18 protein-coding genes and 1 other RNA gene are annotated in these 18,183 nt (G+C 34.2%); 10 read left to right on the top strand and 9 right to left on the bottom strand.

Features of this window, described 5'->3' with window-relative positions; translation table 11 throughout:
• Window positions 1-107: 107 nt before the first annotated feature.
• The 3 genes from FG27_RS12990 to FG27_RS12980 are packed head-to-tail and all read left to right on the top strand — an operon-like array spanning window position 108 to window position 3,781.
• Window positions 108-1,262 carry a hypothetical protein gene (locus tag FG27_RS12990; RefSeq protein WP_231563323.1) on the top strand — a complete coding sequence of 385 codons (1,155 nt, stop codon included), beginning with the start codon at window positions 108-110 and terminating at the stop codon, window positions 1,260-1,262.
• A 23-nt stretch (window positions 1,263-1,285) separates the two neighbouring features.
• Window positions 1,286-2,911, top strand: coding sequence for a BCCT family transporter (locus FG27_RS12985; protein WP_037319781.1), 1,626 nt, complete (start codon window positions 1,286-1,288; stop codon window positions 2,909-2,911).
• 12 nt (window positions 2,912-2,923) lie between these two features.
• Window positions 2,924-3,781, top strand: coding sequence for a universal stress protein (locus tag FG27_RS12980; protein WP_037319778.1), 858 nt, complete (start codon window positions 2,924-2,926; stop codon window positions 3,779-3,781).
• 126 nt (window positions 3,782-3,907) lie between these two features.
• On the opposite strand, the gene FG27_RS12975 is transcribed toward FG27_RS12980, so the two are convergent.
• Window positions 3,908-4,903, bottom strand: a complete 996-nt coding sequence (locus FG27_RS12975; protein ID WP_369794120.1) for an endonuclease/exonuclease/phosphatase family protein — start codon at window positions 4,901-4,903, stop codon at window positions 3,908-3,910.
• Window positions 4,904-5,158: 255 nt separating this feature from the next.
• Between FG27_RS12975 and FG27_RS12965 the strand changes: the two genes are divergently transcribed.
• Entirely contained in the window at window positions 5,159-5,938 is a 780-nt protein-coding gene (locus tag FG27_RS12965) for an oxygenase MpaB family protein (protein WP_037319775.1), read from the top strand.
• Here FG27_RS12965 and FG27_RS12960 read toward each other — a convergent pair.
• Window positions 5,908-7,125, bottom strand: a complete 1,218-nt coding sequence (locus tag FG27_RS12960) for an NAD(P)-dependent oxidoreductase (RefSeq protein WP_037319773.1) — start codon at window positions 7,123-7,125, stop codon at window positions 5,908-5,910. The two genes, FG27_RS12965 and FG27_RS12960, sit on opposite strands and share 31 nt — an antisense overlap.
• 109 nt (window positions 7,126-7,234) lie before the next feature.
• Here FG27_RS12960 and ssrA point away from each other — a divergent pair.
• Together ssrA and FG27_RS12955 are read left to right on the top strand one after the other, a co-directional pair.
• Window positions 7,235-7,637, top strand: a transfer-messenger RNA (tmRNA) gene (gene ssrA / locus FG27_RS18985).
• 257 nt (window positions 7,638-7,894) lie between these two features.
• Complete coding sequence (locus FG27_RS12955; protein WP_037319770.1) at window positions 7,895-9,157, top strand: site-specific integrase; 1,263 nt, start codon at window positions 7,895-7,897, stop codon at window positions 9,155-9,157.
• A gap of 51 nt (window positions 9,158-9,208) precedes the next feature.
• Here the strand turns inward: FG27_RS12955 and FG27_RS12950 are convergent, their stop codons facing one another.
• The 4 genes from FG27_RS12950 to FG27_RS12935 all read right to left on the bottom strand — a co-directional run bounded on the left by FG27_RS12950 (window position 9,209) and on the right by FG27_RS12935 (window position 12,549).
• Window positions 9,209-9,550 (bottom strand): hypothetical protein, encoded by a 342-nt coding sequence (locus FG27_RS12950; protein ID WP_037319768.1) that lies wholly within the window; start codon window positions 9,548-9,550, stop codon window positions 9,209-9,211.
• Between the two features lie 163 nt (window positions 9,551-9,713).
• Entirely contained in the window at window positions 9,714-11,753 is a 2,040-nt protein-coding gene (locus tag FG27_RS12945; RefSeq protein ID WP_156101233.1) for a hypothetical protein, read from the bottom strand.
• Window positions 11,754-11,872: 119 nt separating this feature from the next.
• Window positions 11,873-12,241, bottom strand: a complete 369-nt coding sequence (locus FG27_RS12940; protein WP_037319764.1) for a type II toxin-antitoxin system HigA family antitoxin — start codon at window positions 12,239-12,241, stop codon at window positions 11,873-11,875.
• Between the two features lie 11 nt (window positions 12,242-12,252).
• Window positions 12,253-12,549: a type II toxin-antitoxin system HigB family toxin gene (locus FG27_RS12935; protein ID WP_037319760.1), complete on the bottom strand. Its 297-nt coding sequence runs from the start codon at window positions 12,547-12,549 to the stop codon at window positions 12,253-12,255.
• 1,308 nt (window positions 12,550-13,857) lie between these two features.
• Here FG27_RS12935 and FG27_RS18715 point away from each other — a divergent pair.
• The gene (locus tag FG27_RS18715) at window positions 13,858-14,214 is read left to right on the top strand and encodes a BfmA/BtgA family mobilization protein (protein ID WP_051935855.1); all 357 of its coding nucleotides are present in this window, start codon (window positions 13,858-13,860) and stop codon (window positions 14,212-14,214) included.
• Between the two features lie 401 nt (window positions 14,215-14,615).
• Here the strand turns inward: FG27_RS18715 and FG27_RS12920 are convergent, their stop codons facing one another.
• From FG27_RS12920 to FG27_RS12910, 3 genes are read right to left on the bottom strand one after another with little or no spacing between them, the layout of a single operon-like run.
• Window positions 14,616-15,272 (bottom strand): ATPase, encoded by a 657-nt coding sequence (locus FG27_RS12920; RefSeq protein ID WP_037319756.1) that lies wholly within the window; start codon window positions 15,270-15,272, stop codon window positions 14,616-14,618.
• Complete coding sequence (locus FG27_RS12915; protein ID WP_037319754.1) at window positions 15,256-15,963, bottom strand: hypothetical protein; 708 nt, start codon at window positions 15,961-15,963, stop codon at window positions 15,256-15,258. Before FG27_RS12915 ends, FG27_RS12920 begins: the two co-directional genes overlap by 17 nt.
• A gap of 1 nt (window position 15,964) precedes the next feature.
• Window positions 15,965-16,243, bottom strand: a complete 279-nt coding sequence (locus tag FG27_RS12910) for a helix-turn-helix domain-containing protein (RefSeq protein ID WP_037319751.1) — start codon at window positions 16,241-16,243, stop codon at window positions 15,965-15,967.
• Window positions 16,244-16,761: 518 nt separating this feature from the next.
• On the opposite strand from FG27_RS12910, the gene FG27_RS12905 reads away from it, so the two are divergent.
• The 3 genes from FG27_RS12905 to FG27_RS12895 all read left to right on the top strand — a co-directional run bounded on the left by FG27_RS12905 (window position 16,762) and on the right by FG27_RS12895 (window position 18,050).
• Complete coding sequence (locus FG27_RS12905; RefSeq protein WP_037319748.1) at window positions 16,762-16,977, top strand: hypothetical protein; 216 nt, start codon at window positions 16,762-16,764, stop codon at window positions 16,975-16,977.
• Window positions 16,978-17,004: 27 nt separating this feature from the next.
• Complete coding sequence (locus tag FG27_RS12900; RefSeq protein WP_037319745.1) at window positions 17,005-17,295, top strand: hypothetical protein; 291 nt, start codon at window positions 17,005-17,007, stop codon at window positions 17,293-17,295.
• Between the two features lie 92 nt (window positions 17,296-17,387).
• Window positions 17,388-18,050, top strand: coding sequence for a hypothetical protein (locus tag FG27_RS12895; RefSeq protein ID WP_037319742.1), 663 nt, complete (start codon window positions 17,388-17,390; stop codon window positions 18,048-18,050).
• Window positions 18,051-18,183: the final 133 nt, after the last annotated feature.

Here is an 18,183-nt window from a genome sequence, read left to right as displayed (position 1 = left end):
TTAATTCCCGCTCTATTTAATTAAATAAACGTTAAGCTATAATACGTTTTACTATATTTCATTTTAAAATAAGTTAATTTGAAAACTAACTATCCAAAATAATCTTAATGACTCACCAACAAATTTCGCGGGTTTTCTCGTCCTATAGCTTATTCCTGGCTATTTGTTGTATTTTTATAGTTACTCCTTTAACCGCTCAGGAAGAACCCGAAGTTAACATAGGTGGTGCATTACGATATAATTACAACCTTTCTTCCTGGAAAGATGGACAAAAAAATCGCGGTGGTGATTTTGGTTATGATATCTTTAGAGTAAACTTCAATGCTAAATTTAAAGGAGTATACCTAAATGCGGAATACAGACTTTACTCTGATGCCTTTGGAGGTGGAGTTTTGAAGCAGGGCTGGATGGGATATAAATTTAACGACATAGAAGAAATTCAAATTGGTTTAACCCAGGTTCCATTTGGTATTCAGCAATATAATTCCCATAACTGGTTTTTTAACCTCACCTATTATGTAGGTTTGGAAGATGATCACGATATGGGTGTAAAATATATTCATGCCGGTGAAAAATTTGAATATCACCTGGCCTTTTTTAAAGGAGCTGAAGAATTAAGCTTTGGAAGCAATACCGAATCTTCTGCCAGCCGATATTCATATGATGTGATTGGCAGAAACAAAGAAGTGAATCAATTTAACGGAAAATTCGTTTACAAATTTGGCGATAAAGCTGCTAATCGTTTAGGGGTTTCAGGGCAGTATGGTGGACTTTACAATCTGGATACAGAAGAAACCGGAAACCACTATGCGCTGGCCGCTCATTACGAAATTACCCAGAACCGCTGGAATTTAAAAGCTCAGGCATTAACCGCTACACATAATCCCATAAATGCTGAAGGAGAAAGTAGAGATGTGATTACTTTTGGAGCCTACGGATTTCCTTATGAAGTAGCTGCCGATTTTAATATGTATTCCCTGGCAATTTCAAGAAATATTCCTGTAAATCTTGGCCCAGTTTCAAATTTGGAATTCTATAATGATTTTGGTTACATGCAAAAAAATAAAAGCGATTTTACCGATTCTTATATGAACGTTACGGGAGTATTGGTTACCGCAGGACAAATTTACACCTATATAGATTATGCAGCCGGCTACAATCAATCCTGGTTAGGAGGGAATTTTGTAGACGATTTTGCAGTGGGTAACCCAGATGCAAAATGGGAAGCAAGATTCAACATTAATATTGGCTATTATTTTTAATTTAATTACTGAAAACAAATTATATGGCAAAGAAAGTTACTAGAAGCGATGAGAAAAAATCGATTTTTGGATTGGAAGTAAACGGACCCGTTTTCTTCATTTCCTCTTTTATTATCATCATAAGTATCGTTTTAACCCTCATATTTGAGAAACAGGCAGAATCAGCATTTTCTGATATTCAAAATGCCGTGGCAGATAATGCCGACTGGTTTTTCATTATGTGCGTTAATATTTTCCTGGTCTTCCTGATCTATTTGGCCTTAGGTCAATTCGGAAAAATGCGAATTGGAGGCCCAAATGCAAAACCAGAATTCAAAACACTTTCCTGGTTTGCCATGCTCTTTAGCGCCGGGATGGGGATTGGTTTATTATTCTTTAGTGTTGGAGAACCGGTAATGCATTTTACCACTCCACCTACCGCTGATGCTGAAACTGCGGCTGCGGCTCAAGAGGCTATGAATTTCACCTTCCTGCATTGGGGCTTCCATGCCTGGGGAGTTTATGCTTTAGTTGGTCTTGCTCTTTCTTACTTTACGTACACCAGAGGTTTACCGCTAACTATACGATCTATTTTTTACCCCTTTTTGGGAGATAAGATTTATGGATGGATTGGGGATGCCATAGATATTTTCGCAGTTTTAGCCACTTTATTTGGACTGGCAACTTCACTTGGTTTTGGAGTGCAACAGATAGCTTCTGGTTTAGATCATGTTTTTAATGTCCCCAGCGGAATAACCACCCAGGTATTATTAATAGCGGGAATTACCCTGGTAGCTACAATATCTGTAGTTCTTGGAGTAGATAAGGGAGTTAAGTTCCTTAGTGAATGGAATATGAGAGTCGCTCTGGTTTTGCTTGGGCTGGCTATAATTTTAGGCCCTACAATATTTATTTTTAGATCTTTTGTAGAAAACACAGGAAGCTACTTGTTTAACTTTCTTGAAATCTCAACCTGGAGTGAAACCTTTACTAATAGTTCGTGGCAAAACGACTGGACGGTATTCTATTGGGGATGGTGGATTGGCTGGTCTCCATTCGTAGGAATGTTCATTGCGCGTATTTCAAAAGGAAGAACTATTAGAGAATTTATCTTAGGCGTATTATTAGTGCCATCATTAGTAACTTTCTTCTGGCTTTCAGCTTTTGGTAGTGTTTCAATTCAACAAGCTCTTGGTGGTGATATGAGTATTATAGATGCAGTAAATGATGATATTGCTACCGCCCTATTCGTTTTCTTTGAAGATTACCCACTTTCTATGGTCATAAATGTGGTAGCTGTGATTTTAATTGCAGGTTTCTTTATCACTTCATCAGATTCAGGATCACTGGTAATTGATAGTTTAACATCAGGAGGAAAAATTGATGCTCCAAAAGGACAACGTGTATTTTGGGCTGTTACCGAAGGTACAGTAGCATCGGTTCTACTTATAGGTGGGGGCTTGCAAGCTTTGCAAACAGCCACTATTGTAACGGGATTGCCCTTTGCTGTTATTCTCCTCATTATGTGTTATTCTCTTTACAAAGGTTTAAAAGAAGATCTTGTAGAACTGCAGGATAAAAGAGAACAAAAAGAGATGGAGAATTATGAGGAAATTGTAAATGACATCGTTAAAAAGAGAAATTTAGGTAAAAATAAAGAACAACAATAAAAACCGGGCATTATGGAAAAATTCAATAATATATTAGTTGCCTTAGACCTTTCAGATATTGACAACTCGCTCATTAATTACGCCTCTTATTTGGCGGAAAAATTGAACGTGAAGAAGGTATATTTTGTACACAATATTAAGAAATATGAGATCTCTGCACTTTTCGAAGAGCAATTAAAAGATATTAATCTTGATGAGATTATTGGCGACGAGCTTAATGAAAAAGTAGAAAGCCTTTTCACCAGCAATACCGAGTGGGAAGTTTTAATTTCTGAAGATCCTTATACTGAATCCTTAATAAGTTATATCGCCAATAAATATTATATAGACCTGGTTATTCTTGGAAACAAGAACAAGAAAAAAGGTACCGGGGTTGTAAGTAACAAATTGCTTAGAATCTTAAAATGTGACATTTTAGCTATACCACGTGATTTCAAACCCGAAATTAAATCGATATGGGCAGGTACCGACTTTTCTCGTGAATCCCGAAAAATCTTTAATATAGCTCAAATGCTTCAGGAAGCCACTTCGGCACCGGTTACAGCTGCTCACGTTTATTCGGTACCCGTTCAATTTTCTCCTTATGTACCGAAAGAAACCATGGCGCCAAAGATTGAAAAACACGCAAGGGAGAAAGCTGATAAATTTTTAAATAAATTAGATTATAAGGGCGAAGTAACCCCGCTTATTATACCAGGAAGAGACTCCAGTGTAGCGAGCAATTTACTTGAATTTGCAAAAAAAGATAGCGTTGACATATTGATCGTAGCCGATAAAGGAGCTAATAATATTTCAAGTCTTTTAGTGGGGAGTGTTACTGAAGAACTCTTTGGAGAAAAGCCTGAAATACCGCTATGGATCTCTAAATAAATCTTTAGAATTTATATGAAATAGACTATCTGAAAAATTAACGTCATCCTGAACTTGTTTCAGGATCTAGCTTCTAGAAAACTTCAACCACGTGAAGATATTTTTTCAGATAGTCTATTCTTAATTTTAATCCATCTTAAGTTTCACCAAAACCGCTAGATGATCTGAAGGATATTTTAAATCTTTAGAATCGGTTAAAACCCCATATTTTATAACTTGAATAGCATCTGATGTGAATATATAATCAATTCTTCTGGTTACTGGTTCTTCAAAATTATAACCATTAAAAGTGCCTTCGGGACCAAAACTTAATTTCGCTACAGTTTTAGCATCATTCATTTTTTCCATTAGGAATTGAATTCCGCTAGTATCAGGTTCCAAATTAAGATCGCCCATAAGCAATACCGGCAAATTTTCATTATTTAAAGCTGAAATCTTTTCCCAAATAAGCTTTGCACTATTTTCCCTGGCTTTTTCTCCAACATGGTCAAAATGCGTATTAAAAACCCAGAATTCTTTTCCTGAAGCTCTGTCTCTAAATTTCGCATAAGTACAAACCCTCTCCATTGCAGCATCCCATCCTACCGAAATTTCATCAGGAGTTTCCGATAGCCAGAAAGTTTTTTCATCCAGGACTTTAAACTCCTTGTTATTATAAAAAATCGCACTGAATTCACCCGCTTTCTTTCCGTCATCTCGCCCTACTCCAACATATTTATAATTTTTCATTTCAGCCTTTAAATGTTCTAACTGGCTCACCAAAGCTTCCTGCACCCCAAAAATATCGGGTTCATAGAATTTTATTTGATTGGTAATATGATCTTTTCGTTTAGACCATGAATTATCACCATCGGTTTCGTTAGCGAATTTGATATTGTATGACATTACTTCCAATTCCTGAGCATAAAAAGTACTTTCTGCAAAAAAGAAAAGCAATAGCAGTAAAAAAGTGGGATTTCTCATCATTCTAATTTTTGATAAAGTTCGGAATTTTTTATTCGATTTTTTTATAATTTCAATTACATAATTCGCTAAATTAATATCAAAAATTATGGTAATCAAAAGCAATAGTTTTTTAATCATTTTTCTTATCGTGGGAGCCTTGCTTTTAATTCGGCTCATCGCCAAGCAATTCAGTAATGAAGTAGTTTGGACTTTATCAGATTTTATAGTCGCCGGAATTTTACTTTTTATAACCGGTCTTGGTATTAGATTAGTCCTGAGAACTATTCGTAGCAGAAAAAAAGATTTATTTTTTGCGGAATTATTCTTGCAGTATTTTTTGTAGTCTGGGCAGAACTAGCTGTAGGTATTTTTGGAACTCCTTTTGCCGGAAGCTTGAAAAGCTACCAGAAAGAATATCCTGAAAAATAAAAGATGCAATACTTTGTAACTAAAAATTCGATAGTACGTGAAATTTGGGGGAAAAGTGACACTATACTTTCTATTTTCGCTGGTGCCTCGGCAGAGTTTGCGCTTAATAAAGCTGTAGACTGGCTTTATTATACCGGCCGTTTACCCAAAGATCCTTTAGGAAGGCTATTTTCAACGGTTTCTTATGCCCGGGAAATAGTTTTTGCTGAAAAACAAGCTGCCGTAAAGGCAATAGATCGCATCAATTCTATTCACGGTTCGGTAGAAGCTGAACGCGGAAAAAGCATTCCTGACTGGGCTTATCGTGACGTTCTTTTTATGCTTATTGATTATTCTATCAGGTCTTTTGAAATTCTGGAACGCAAACTAGAGCTTTCTGAAAAAGAAGAAATTTTTGATGTTTTCTGGCGCGTGGGAAAACGAATGAATTTAAAAGGTTTACCAAATAATTTTAAGGAATTTGAAATAATGCGGAAAAATCATCTCGAGCGAAACCTCGAGTATGCCTCATATACTAAAGATCTTTACCGCCAATACCGTAAACATTTAGGAATTGCACGTTATTCACTTTTATTAGAAACACAAACGCTAATATGCCCGGCTAAGGTTCAAAAATTATTGCACTTGCGAAGATTTTCATTTTTGAGCGTGTTTATTCCTATTTATAAATTTAGCCGAGATATAAAGTTAGACGGAATTCTAAAATCAATAATACTTCCCGCTGAATATAAGACAGAAATTAAATCACTGGATCAATTAAACACCTCCACTCCGTCTACATAATTCTGCAAATAGCTAAATCCAGGGGTTAATTTCCCGTTTTGAGTCATACGAGCCCGTTGTAAAATGCCGTCTTTATCACCATTAAAAAAAGCAGGAATTACATGTTTCATAAACATTTCACCAAAACCTTCGCTGGCATCTTTTGGTAACTCACAAGGCAAATTATCTACAGCCATTACTAAAATGCTCTCTTTCTCTCTAAAATCTACCTCAGCTTCTGTTTCTGGTTTATAACCATAAAAAGGTTCAGCAATGGTTGAAGGTCGAATTGTACTGGCTATCGGTCCATTGATATCGCAGGAAATATCGGCTATATACTTTATGCGGAAAACTGGAGATTTAGCGTCTTTAGCGGTAAAGAATACAGGCGCCCCATCACCATAAAAATGCCCCGAAATAAAGAAGTCGCTGTTTTCTGCAAAACGCATAAAATTAGAATCGTACTTTTCTGGTTCTTTGAAAAATTCTTTCTGGCTGCCTTTTGAACCATCTTTCCTTTTATTATAAGCCAGCACGTCTATGTTGCAATAAACGGCTTCATCCCCTCTAAAATCAAGATATTCTGTGACATTCAATTTTTTAATTCCCAAATGATCTAAAATCTCTTTTGCTCCTCGTGCAACTTTTCCGTTACCGGTAAGCACAATTTTGATTGATGGAATTTTAATTTTATTCAGTTCTGCCAACATGGCATTAAGATCTGGCAGGGATTCTACTTTAGGCAAATTAAATAAATTTTCTTTTAATCCCATTCCGCGGAATCCGTTGTAAGCACCCACTAGCCCGGCATAGCGTCCAAAGCCAATGAGCCTGGCTCCATTTTCTTTTACAATGACTTCATGATCGTATAGCTCGATATTATTTTTAAGGACTTCCCTTAGCAAATCGCGATTATAAGGTTGCTTTTTTATGGTATGAGAAAAAAAGAAATATTTTTTATTCGGAATTAAAGCCGGCAAAGGAACTTCTTTAACCCCGAGTAAAACCTCACAGTCTGCAATATCTTCGACTACCTCAAAACCAGCTTCACGGTATTCTGTATCGGTAAAAACTCTAATTTCAGAACTTTGAATTTTAAAACTTGCTTCAGGAAATTTTTCTATAATTTCTGTTAGTTTACCTGGAGAGAAAACCACCCTTCTATCTGGTGGTGTTTTTTGCTCCTTAATCAATGCAAATTTTATCATTTCTGGTATGGGTTTTGTTGCCTTATATATGTCCTTCAAAGATATGAATTTAAAATTGTATCTTTGCAGGCCTTAAGCATAGTTCGCTTAAGTTTTGTTCTTTATTTATGGGGTCGACTTGGTTTTGACAGCGAGTCTAATTGAGTTGTAAGCACGTCGAGCGCTGGGATATAGCTCGTAAATCTCATATTTCACACTTTTTTAAACGGCGAAGATAACTACGCCTTGGCTGCATAATCCGAATCACAGTAGGATTGCTTAGTCCCTACAAGGTAGGGAGCCAAGATGTCCCGCGAAAGCCTTGATTTACGGCATTCGCATTAGGGGCACCGATAAAGTAAATATAGGAACTGTAGGACCTTGATGCAGTTCTAAAATCTAATTGAGGATACGGAAGAAGTTAGGTCGTTTTCAGCCAGATTTTTTCCCGACAATCTAAGTGAAAACTAAACGTGTAGAAAGCATCTGAATTGCTTGTTTGGACGAGGGTTCGAACCCCTCCGACTCCACTTTTAACATTTCAAAATGTTTCAAAAACCCCGAAATCCTAGGATTTACGGGGTTTTTTGTTTTTAGGAATATCAAAATATCCCAAATTATACCATATAAATCGAGACCTATTCGGTGACCTATTTTAAAATTAAAAAATAGGTCTCGATTAGCACTTAAACCCCTATTTTACAAATCTTTACGCAAAGTTAAAGTTTTTCTATCGAGACCCTTTTTTAGGTACATTTATTACGAATCGAGACCTAAAAAATTCATTATTATGAGAACTGACTTTCACTTACATTTTCACCTCCTAAATTCAAAAATCAATAAAAGAGGCTTAGCCCCTATATATCTTAGGATTACCGTAAATGGTAAGAGAAAAGAATATAGCATCACCCGAAGGATAGAACCTGAAAAATGGAATTCAAAGCTAGAGAAAGTGATGGGGAATAATCACATTTCTCAAGAGATCAATACCCATATCAACAATATTCGTCACAGGTTAAATAAGATTCATCAGGTACTATCTGATAACGATGAACAAATCACTTCCTCCAGAATGATTAAAGAACTAAAAGGTGAAACGAAACATAAATCTAAAATGACCTTAGAGGTGTTTAAGGAGCATAATGAACAAATGGATCGTCTTTCAGGAAAAAGTATCTCTAAGAGCACCGCTAAGCGTTATTGGACCTGTTATAACCACCTTGAGCAGTTTCTAAAGGAGGTTTATAAAACCGAGGATTTCCGAATGAAAGATATAGACCACCAGTTTATTACAAGATTTGAATATTTTTTAAAAACTACAAGAAAGTGTAATCACAACTCGGCCTTGAAATACGTCAACAATTTTAAAAAAATAGTTCGTATAGCACTAGCCAATCAATGGATGGACAGGGATCCTTTTTATAATTATAAGGTTCAATATGAAAGCGTAGATCGGGAATTCCTAAATGAAGATGAAGTGAAAGCCCTGATAGAGAAGGAACTTCATTTTGACCGTTTAAAAATTGCTAGGGATATGTTCGTTTTCAGTTGTCATACCGGTTTAGCTTATGGTGATTTAGAGAAACTCTCTGAAAAGGATATTATTAAAGGTATTGATGGTGGAAGATGGATAAGAACAAAAAGAAAGAAAACTAAATCTATAACCAGCGTCCCCTTACTTCCAATAGCTGAAGAGATTATTGAACGCTATAAAGATTATCCAAGAGTAAAAGAGGCGGACTTAGTTCTTCCCGTCCCCAAAAATCAAAACTATAATGCTTTTTTAAAAGAGATTGCTGTGCTTTGTGGAATAAAAAAGACACTTACCACGCACCTTGCCCGCCATACATTCGCGACTACTGTAACACTTTCCAATGGAGTGCCTATAGAGTCTGTAAGTAAAATGCTAGGCCATAAGGATCTGAGAACGACCCAACATTACGCAAAAATTGTGGATAGAAAAATTAGTGAGGATATGAAAGCGTTAAGGAAGAAGCTAGAAGAAAAAGCCGCTAAAGACTCAAAAAAAACCAATTCTAAGAAGAAAAAATAGTAGGTCGTTTTTTATAATTCCAAGTGAAAAACTTTCACTATTTAATTGAGTCTACTCTTCGTTAAAAAGATCGTATACCTCCCTATTAAGGTCTGGAATATATTTACCCAGGGCCCTCAAGGCTCTTTCCTGAATTTTACCGAAACTTTCTAATTCTAAATCTCCCCCGGCAATATCCCAATCTTCAAAGTAAAGAACCTGAGAGAGATAAGTATCATCTTCACCATAATACATAATAGAAACACGAGTCCCACTAAAAGCTAATTGTAGAGAATAAAAAACGTTCTTAAAATAATCCGGAGTATGAACTTCAGGTAAATCCAGGGAAATCATATTTGTTTCCGGGTCATAAGAAAGCCACGTTGGTAAATAAACTTTTCCCAGTTCTAACATTAGAATTCAATTTACAGGGTAATTACTTAAAAATAATATTTTTTACTTTTAAAAAGTTCGCTTTTAAGAGAAGCTTACAATAAATCATTTTACCTAAAATAGTATCACATCTAGAGTATAATCACCTCTTCTTTGCTGGCAATAAGACACTTTCTTATCTTTATTAATTCAGCATTTCCCCATTTTCATCAAATATCTTGAAACTTTTATAGGATTTAGAAAAGAAATTCTCTTCAGTTTCTGTGAGTAATTCTTCAAAATCATATCCTGGGATTTTAAAATCTTTCGGTATACTTAGCATAATTACATTACTATTTTCTAGTAGAATGTATCGAACATATTTTCTATTGGGATAAGAGATATAGAAGGATATTGCATTATTGTAATTTAATTTCTGAAGTTTTTTAGGCATTTCTTTTAGAACTCTATTCCTAAAATTCGAAAATGACCTATCTCCAGTAAATTTAAGATATAACTGATTCTCTGAATTTGTACTAAAGAGTTTATTTATAAAATCATGTTCTTTAATTCTATTGGTTAAAGATTCTTTTCTAAGTAGAAAGTTTTCTAGAGGAGTAATACTGTCCTCAATTGGCATTGTAAGATCATATATTATTTTGCTATTTTTCTCTTTATCTCGAATTTCCGCCATCCAACAATCTCCGCCATAACTATAAGAATATATATTACCGATAGAGGTATCTAAAATTTCAAATTTTTCAAGTTCATTTATTTCTTCACGTAGAAGATCTTTAAGTTCTTTATTTGGGTTCTTAAATCTTGATTGTAGAACTGGCGGCATATACTCTTCTAGTTTTGTAATTCTTTGTTCTATTTCATTCTTTTTAATAGTATCTTTTATGAAATATTGATAATGTTTTAAAGTATTATAAAAATGTAATTTATTGAAAGCATCAACATGCTCATCCTGAATTAATTCTGAAATAGTTTGTTCAAAAAACGCCTGATTTTTTTCATCCAATGCGGAAAAAGCTTTACCTATTTTTGATCCATCCGAAAAGTAATGTTGCTGGTTCTCATTATCGATTCTCAAATTTGACCCTAATAATAATTTTGGAATATTAAGATTTAGCTTACTCAATTCTTCTATATATGTTTTTCTCGCGTTAGAAGCAATATTACTATTAGCTACTCTTGAAACCTGATCGTTCATCACATTCAAAAATGATTTTATAAAGACACCCCAATTTGGTATTTGGGCTGCCAAACTAGCCATCCTTTTTTGTTGAATAATAGGACCATTATCAAAACTACACGAACCAACGTGCTGGTTGAAACGCATTAATTTCAATGCTTTTTCTTTAGAAATTAACTCCGCAGTGAAAAATTCCAATTCACCGTTAGATTTTTCTTCGTTTTCGGCATATTCTAAAGATAGATTAAGTAATTCCTTAAATTTTGAATCTTCATTAAACAAACTATCAGCAAAAAATGATCTTTTTTTCTCCCAATCATTTAAGCTTTTTTGGAAAGAAATAAATTCCTGATCTTTAGAGCGCTTTGGTTTATTTGTTTTTACTGCATAATAATTAACTAAGGAATCGATAATATTTTCCTGCCGATTATATAGTGAGTTGTGGTTACTATCAGTATTGAAAAATAAATTTTGATTGGGTAAAACAAGAAAGTCTGTATATGAAACCCAGTCAGCATATTTTTCGGGTAAGATGACCTTTGAAAAATGCTCCTTAATCTTAAAACCTCTAATATTTGTTGAATTTAATTTCTTATTTGTGTAGGAAGTATAATAAAACTTAATATTTTCCCTAGACAATGAATCTGTATAATCAATTGTAATGCGATGCTCACTGTTATTTTTTATTTGAAAAGATTTAATTTGTAGTTTTTGTTCGCCATTGGAATATTCTACCCTGTTTTTTAAAACCAGCAGATCTCGATCAATTTGAAGATTTGGGAAATTTTTCAACAAAGAGTCTAGTTCTACTTTATTGGTCAAAGCAAGAATAAATTCTTCAGGTTTATTCGTTTTTACTTCAAAATAATCTCCGGTTCCTTGAGGCAGTGATTCTATATTGGATCTGGGACTGTTCTGATACTCGGTTTCCAATGAATCTATAATAATATCCAATACTGGAATGTCTTCTTCAGCTATAATTTCATTTTGAGAAAAACTCTCTTGACTTGAAATTAATAATAGAAGTAGTAAAAATAAATTCCTCATTCGTATGTTTTGTGTATTTATGGCATTGGTCAGGGTTAACAACAATTGGTATTCAGGTTTTGAATTAATTTACCTTTTCAATTACCAATTGTTTATTAACCGATGCTACCCTTTGTTTTTTACTTCGACAGCTTATAATTATTCACAAGTACTGAAGCAGAAATATGTAAAATCCGTTCTAATTCTCGAATCATATCTACCGTCAATCTTTTCTTTTTATTGAGAATCTCTGAAACCCTGCTTTTTCCTCCAATTATTCCAACTAAATCTTTTTGTTTGAGATTCATTTCTTCCATTCTTATTTTAATTGCCTCTATTGGATCTGGAGCTTCTATTGGATAATGTTGATTTTCGTAATTCTCGACTAAAAGTGATAGGATTTCCGCTTCGTCTCCTTCTTTTGAATTGGAGTCAGCATCAAAAATTACTTCCAATCTTTCTAAAGCTTGTTCGTAATCTTTTTCTGTTTTTATAGGTTTTATTTTCATAGTCTTTTGTTTTAAATCGTGTCCGCATTTACTTTATCATACTCGGCGTGAGTTCCCACAAATCGTATAAACGCCCATTGTCTGTCATAGTTGAATTTTACAATCAATCGATAGGAATTTCCTTTTATGTTGAAAACCACTCTGCTATCTTTTAGAATGCTTGCGTTTATGTACGTTTTCTTAATATCGTTTGGCGACTTCCAATTTGAAGATTTTGCCGTTTCATACCAGGTTTTCAAATATTGCTCGGCATCGGAATGCTTATCCCAAAATTCACGTAAAGTTCTTTTTGCAATTATTCTTTTCATCGATTAATTTCTACGACAAATATAAATAAAAGTTCTCTATTTTAGAACATTTGTTGTCGGTCTTTCTTTTGTGAAAATAAAGGGTAAGTCGTTATATCACATTTAATTTTCTTTTAATAAGAAATATTATGGTAGACTTTAAAGAGGAATTTGATATTCTATAGATATTTTTAAACTCCTGATAGGATATTATGTAGTTTTTGCAAAACCATAAAACACTCTTTTCCCAGCACTGATTAAAAAGCACCTCTCTATCAAATCCCGTTTTAATTGCAGAAAAAAAAATAGATGTTGGATTTTAAGGAGGGGAATCCTTAGCGCATAATTTAATACCCGTTCAGCCCATTTCCACTACATTTCGCAAAAGCTTCATTCCGGGAAAAGCGCTTCTCTACAAAGGTCCTGGACACCATCGAAGAAATTGCGACTTCCATTACGTTAACCCGATGAAAAATCGGATCGCTTCATTCCACTCGAAATTTTTCGATGAAGTCCGCCAGATTGGATTTCATATTTAATTTAATTCCGCTTCCTGCTCCTTCCCTACTCTTCCATTTCCCTATTTGAAGTATTCCCGGCCTTCACTGCCACTACCTTTTTCTGTAATGCAAAATACCAAGATTTAGAAGTTAGTCCATACTGCATAAAGCCGGTCGCCGTGCTCCCTTTTTATAAGTTCTCCCTAATTCTAAATCTTGAAAATGGATCAGCATCAGAAAAAGGTAACATTGAAGGCTCTACGGGAAGTAAATCGAATAACGGAAAAATGAAATCATGCAAAAATCCACAAAAAGGAAGCGGAATTAAAAAATCAAAAAAGGAAAACGCTCAGGATACAATAAGTAAATCAATTAAAATCAGATATATAGCTTTAAATTCTGCCCGACTATTTCAGTTTTCCCGATGATGGGGTTTTATAAAAAAAATAATAAGATTTTAAAAACTGATTATGATGTTTATGATCTGTTTTTCATTTTACGAAATTCTCAATCAATTGATCATTTCTCTATAGTAAACTTCAAAGATTTTCTTTTCAAATCATAAAAAATAGGATTCAGTTTTTAAACATTTAAAAGGCTATTAAATTCATTTTAATAGTCAACTTTTTTGTCCCTGCGGGACGAAAAGGTAGAGCAAGAGGGTAACGGGCAGAGCCCGTTAAAAACTACCTTTTACATTTTAAATAATTGACTATCAATTATTTAAATAATATGATTAATGCTATAAAAATATTGATTTACTGGTTTTGGGCTTGAACACCCAATAAAATGGTTAAAAAAACCAGTAAATCTTAAAAAGTACTGAATTATGAAAGCAGTTAAAAACATTACTATTGAAAAGAAAACGGCTGAACGCTTTCAGCAATTTTCCAGAATACATTACAAAACACACTCTGAAGCTTTGGCCGGAATGCTGGATTTTTTCTTCTACAATGAGATTTCTCCGAAAGAAAATTTTGGACCTACCGGCAGGCGAATTGAAAATATTATCAAGAAAAGAATAAATGCAGTGATCGCAATAACAAGGGATATGGAGAAGAATAAAGTTAACCCAACTTTAGCTATTTTGCAGTCACTATTGGAGGCTGCTGATCCAAAAAACAATTACTCCAATCGACTAAGAGATTATGAGCAAGATGACACTCATCCCGACTTTTATAAATAATTCACTATGTATATTACAACCACCCCAAAGAAATTAAGAAGAGTATTCTCAAAGTACCGCAGAGTATCTTGATTACCTGGAAAAAGAAAATGTTATTCCGGGTATAGAAGAAAATAATGAGGAGCTTTTCTTTAATTAGAAAGAAGATATTTTTTTTTGGAAGATGTTGTAAAAGAAGTAGATACCAATATCACTAAATTGTAAACGAAGAAACCGAAGTTTTACTCCTATGTGAGGTATTTAGATCTCAAATGAGATAAAATTTTATGAAAATGAAAATTCGGTTTTTTAATAACCATAAAGTCAGGTGAAATTATAGAAGTTAAAACGTAAGATTGGTAATTTGCAGTGGTTAAAATGAGGTTTTTGTTATCCAATCCTTATTGAAATTAAAATTTCGGCTATTTTCTTTTATCGGCAGTTTTTTCATCAAAAGTGACCAAATTAAAAAGCTGGCGCATTCTACTTTTTACCCTGGATCCATAGCGCTCTTCAAGTTCATCGGAATCTAAATTTGTTGTAGCGTGAGTTCTTATTTTATGATTAAGAAACAATTCATAGCGGGAAAGCAGAATTTCTCCCATCACATTGCAATCCTGACCATAGAACCTTCCTGACGGTTCAACACCAAGATCATCAAAGCATAAATAACTGCTATTCCCGTAATCTTCAATTGTTTTAAACCCCAAATGGTGAAAAGCAAAAGCAATATTTCTGCAAGGAATAACCTGATATTCTTTTTGGTGGGGCACCAGATAACGCAAAAGCTTAAGAAAGCTAGTTTTTCCACAACCCACAGGCCCGGTTAGTAAAATTCCTTTTGCAGGGTCAAGATCGAATTTCTGGCATTTTTCCTTATCCGCAATGATGTAATTGCAGAGTTTGAAAAGTAATTTTTCATCTTTTTTGTATAGCTGAAACTCTTTTCCAAAAAGCATCTTTCCTTTCACCTGGAGATATTCAAGCATTAATGGAAAATCATAAAATACTTCTTTTCCTCTAAATTTTCCAATCTTGTAAACTACTCCGCCTTCTATTATTTCACAAGGGTTTTCCATAGTTTTTTTCTTTTTTAATTTTTAAATAATCAGGATTTTTCATTTTTAAATCTTGCTGAATCTCCTTGGCCTTTTTCATCCATCGGTGTGCTAAAGCCTGCCAGTTTACTACAGGGATATCACGATTAATTTTCCAACCTACAGCTTCGTAGTGGTGATAAAACTTAGAAGCTTCATTATCCGGCCAGCCTTTTTCTTTAAAATATTTTAAAACTTCAAATTCACTTTTTGGCCAATAAGTTTTATTCTGTTTAATATGTTTAATATTGTTTGTTTCATATACCGGTGCTATTTCGTTACTCTTACCGGACTCGTCTGCAACCTGTTCTAAAAAAGTCTCAAACTTATCCGAGTCATTTACACTACAAGTTGAATGCTCATCTTCTGCTTGTTTATCACTAGTCCAAAAAATGGACATCTTAACCTGGCTCCCCTTTAACGGATTTTTAGAAGGCAGGTACAAAATGTAATTCCAATCACTTAATTCTCGAATGCATCTATGGTAGGTTGAAAGCGAACCAACCTTCGAAGCTTCCATAATTTCCTGCCTTTGGATATAGAATTGCTTACAAAACCTGAATACATTCCAGTAATGGAATAAAGCATAGTAAATACTCACGTGTGAGGGATTTAACCGCTTATCTTCATTAAATCGATAAAAAACCTCGGTAAGGTGCTTGATGTAATTCATATTAATCACTATTATCTATCTTATACTTCTCCATTAATCGTTGTACATCTTCCCAATCATAAAAGACGGTACCTCCTATTTTTGTGTAAGGAAGATTACCATTTATCCGTATATTCTGTAAAGTTCCCCAACTTATATCCAGTAGTTTTCTCACCTCAGAAGATTTCAAATACTTTTTATGGATTCCGGTTGAATGCTCTCTAAGCAATTTCTTAAGCTCCTCAAATAACTCAAGCTTAAAATTCATTAGATCATCTGTAGTAATTATTTCTTTTGGCATTTTTAAAAAGTTTTAGTTTAAAATCCCACAGATGGTTATACTTTTTACACGGCGGGATTTTGTTGATTTGACTTCTAGACAAATTTGAGCAGCTTTAGGAAATTAATTTCACTATGTCCACCGGACTACGAGAAAATTTAACACCTTCTCTAAATAGATATAAACGAGGATAAAATTGAGGAGTTTGCGCAATTTTGAGGAGAAAAAATTTTCAAAAAGGAATAGAAATGGCTTTTTCGGAGTTACGTTCACCTACCGGAAATTATAGCTCATTTTCATGATTCAATTTTTGTTCGAAATTCCAGGTAATTCCGTCCAGGCATTTGGTGATACTAGCTTTCTTAGCCTTAATTTCTGAAAGCTTCTTATTGCAATTACCCAGCTTGATTAAAGACTATTCAAACAGGGAAACGATATTTAAAATACCATATTTTATAGGTCATTAGGATAAAAATAAATAAAAAGACGTCATATTTTGACGTTATCTAGGTATATTATTGCAGTACAAAATAAATGCGATGAGAAAATTAGAAATAACACTTTCGGAAGAACAATACCAGCATATTCAAGAAGAGATCAAATATGGTGGCAGAACATTGCTCAAGGAAGAAACCATGGGCGGATTTGACATCAGGCTTCACGTTGGAGTACCGAATATCTATACTTATCTCGAGTTGAATTATATTAATAAGATCGACCTGGGAGAAGTGGAATGGAGTTTCCGTGAAAATTAATCATCTTAAACCTCTAAATAAAAACCGATGTCAGACTACAGGGAAAAAATAGTTCTTACCTATAGACATTTACTCGAAATGCACGAGGAACTGCAAACCAGGATTATCAATGTTGGAATGACCGGAGAATACTCTGAAGTAAATACAGTTTTCAAGCCCGGCGATACCTATCAATTTGATCTTGAACAATTTCGTGGAACGGAAGATTTAAACCTGAATAAATTATTGAACTTCTTCGATGAACTGGAGAACCTAATGAACTCCCTGGCAAATATTAACGGAATTACCGAAGAGGAACTTGAGGATGAGGATTTATAACCCTGAATTGAGCCAAAGAATTTATCGATAAATTATTTTAAATTAGGAGGCAAAACCTTGCTAAGATTCTCACAATTAACCAATTTGCCACAATGAAAGCAACCGACTTTTTTAATAGAAATAATTTTGGATTAGGCATCTTCACCCAGTTCTTTAACCGTGCCCAGCTTAAAAAAAAATCTAATTCTATTGAAAATCTTAGGGAAGAGATCAGAACTCCAAACTATTTAGAAAAAGTGAAGTACTTAATTAAACAAGATTTGCTTGTTAGGTATGAACCGAAAACCGTAGAAGAAGTCCTGAAAGATCTCGAGGTTAAAATCGCCAATAAGGTATTTACTGATTCTCATCCGGTAAAAGACGAGGAACCTGTAACACTAGAAGAGCATCCGAAAACGATAGTTAAATCCCTTGAAATTCTCACTGATGAGAAGAAACAGGAAGTCTGGAAAGTGCAAAACCGTGTACCAAAATGGTTTAAGAACACACACCAGATTAACTCTCAAATTTTAATCGCCTATATGGATCTCCTGGGCGATAAAAAATCTGTGCCGATTTATAAACTGGAAGCTGCCTGCCGATCCATTAAAACATTTCAGAACAACTATAATCAAATGAAATCGTTTGGTGAACGCAATCACGCCAAAGTTTTTGAAGAAGCCGGAGAGCGAATTACCATCTGGGAACCAGTTAGGGATTTTGTAAAGAAGGAATTTCTAAAATTTAAAAAGCAGAATAATAATAAAAAGCTTTAACTCCATGAGCTAATTTGCCTATAAAGTATTATAAAAGTTGAATGCAAACTAATTGTCCTGTTCTTATATTAGATTTATACATCGATTACCTCGTTCCGGTTTTTTGAATTCACTTACTAACTCTCCCTTAAAA

The sequence above is a fragment of the Salegentibacter sp. Hel_I_6 genome, assembly GCF_000745315.1.
Taxonomy (GTDB): domain Bacteria; phylum Bacteroidota; class Bacteroidia; order Flavobacteriales; family Flavobacteriaceae; genus Salegentibacter.
This window is presented reverse-complemented; position numbering and strand designations above follow the sequence as displayed.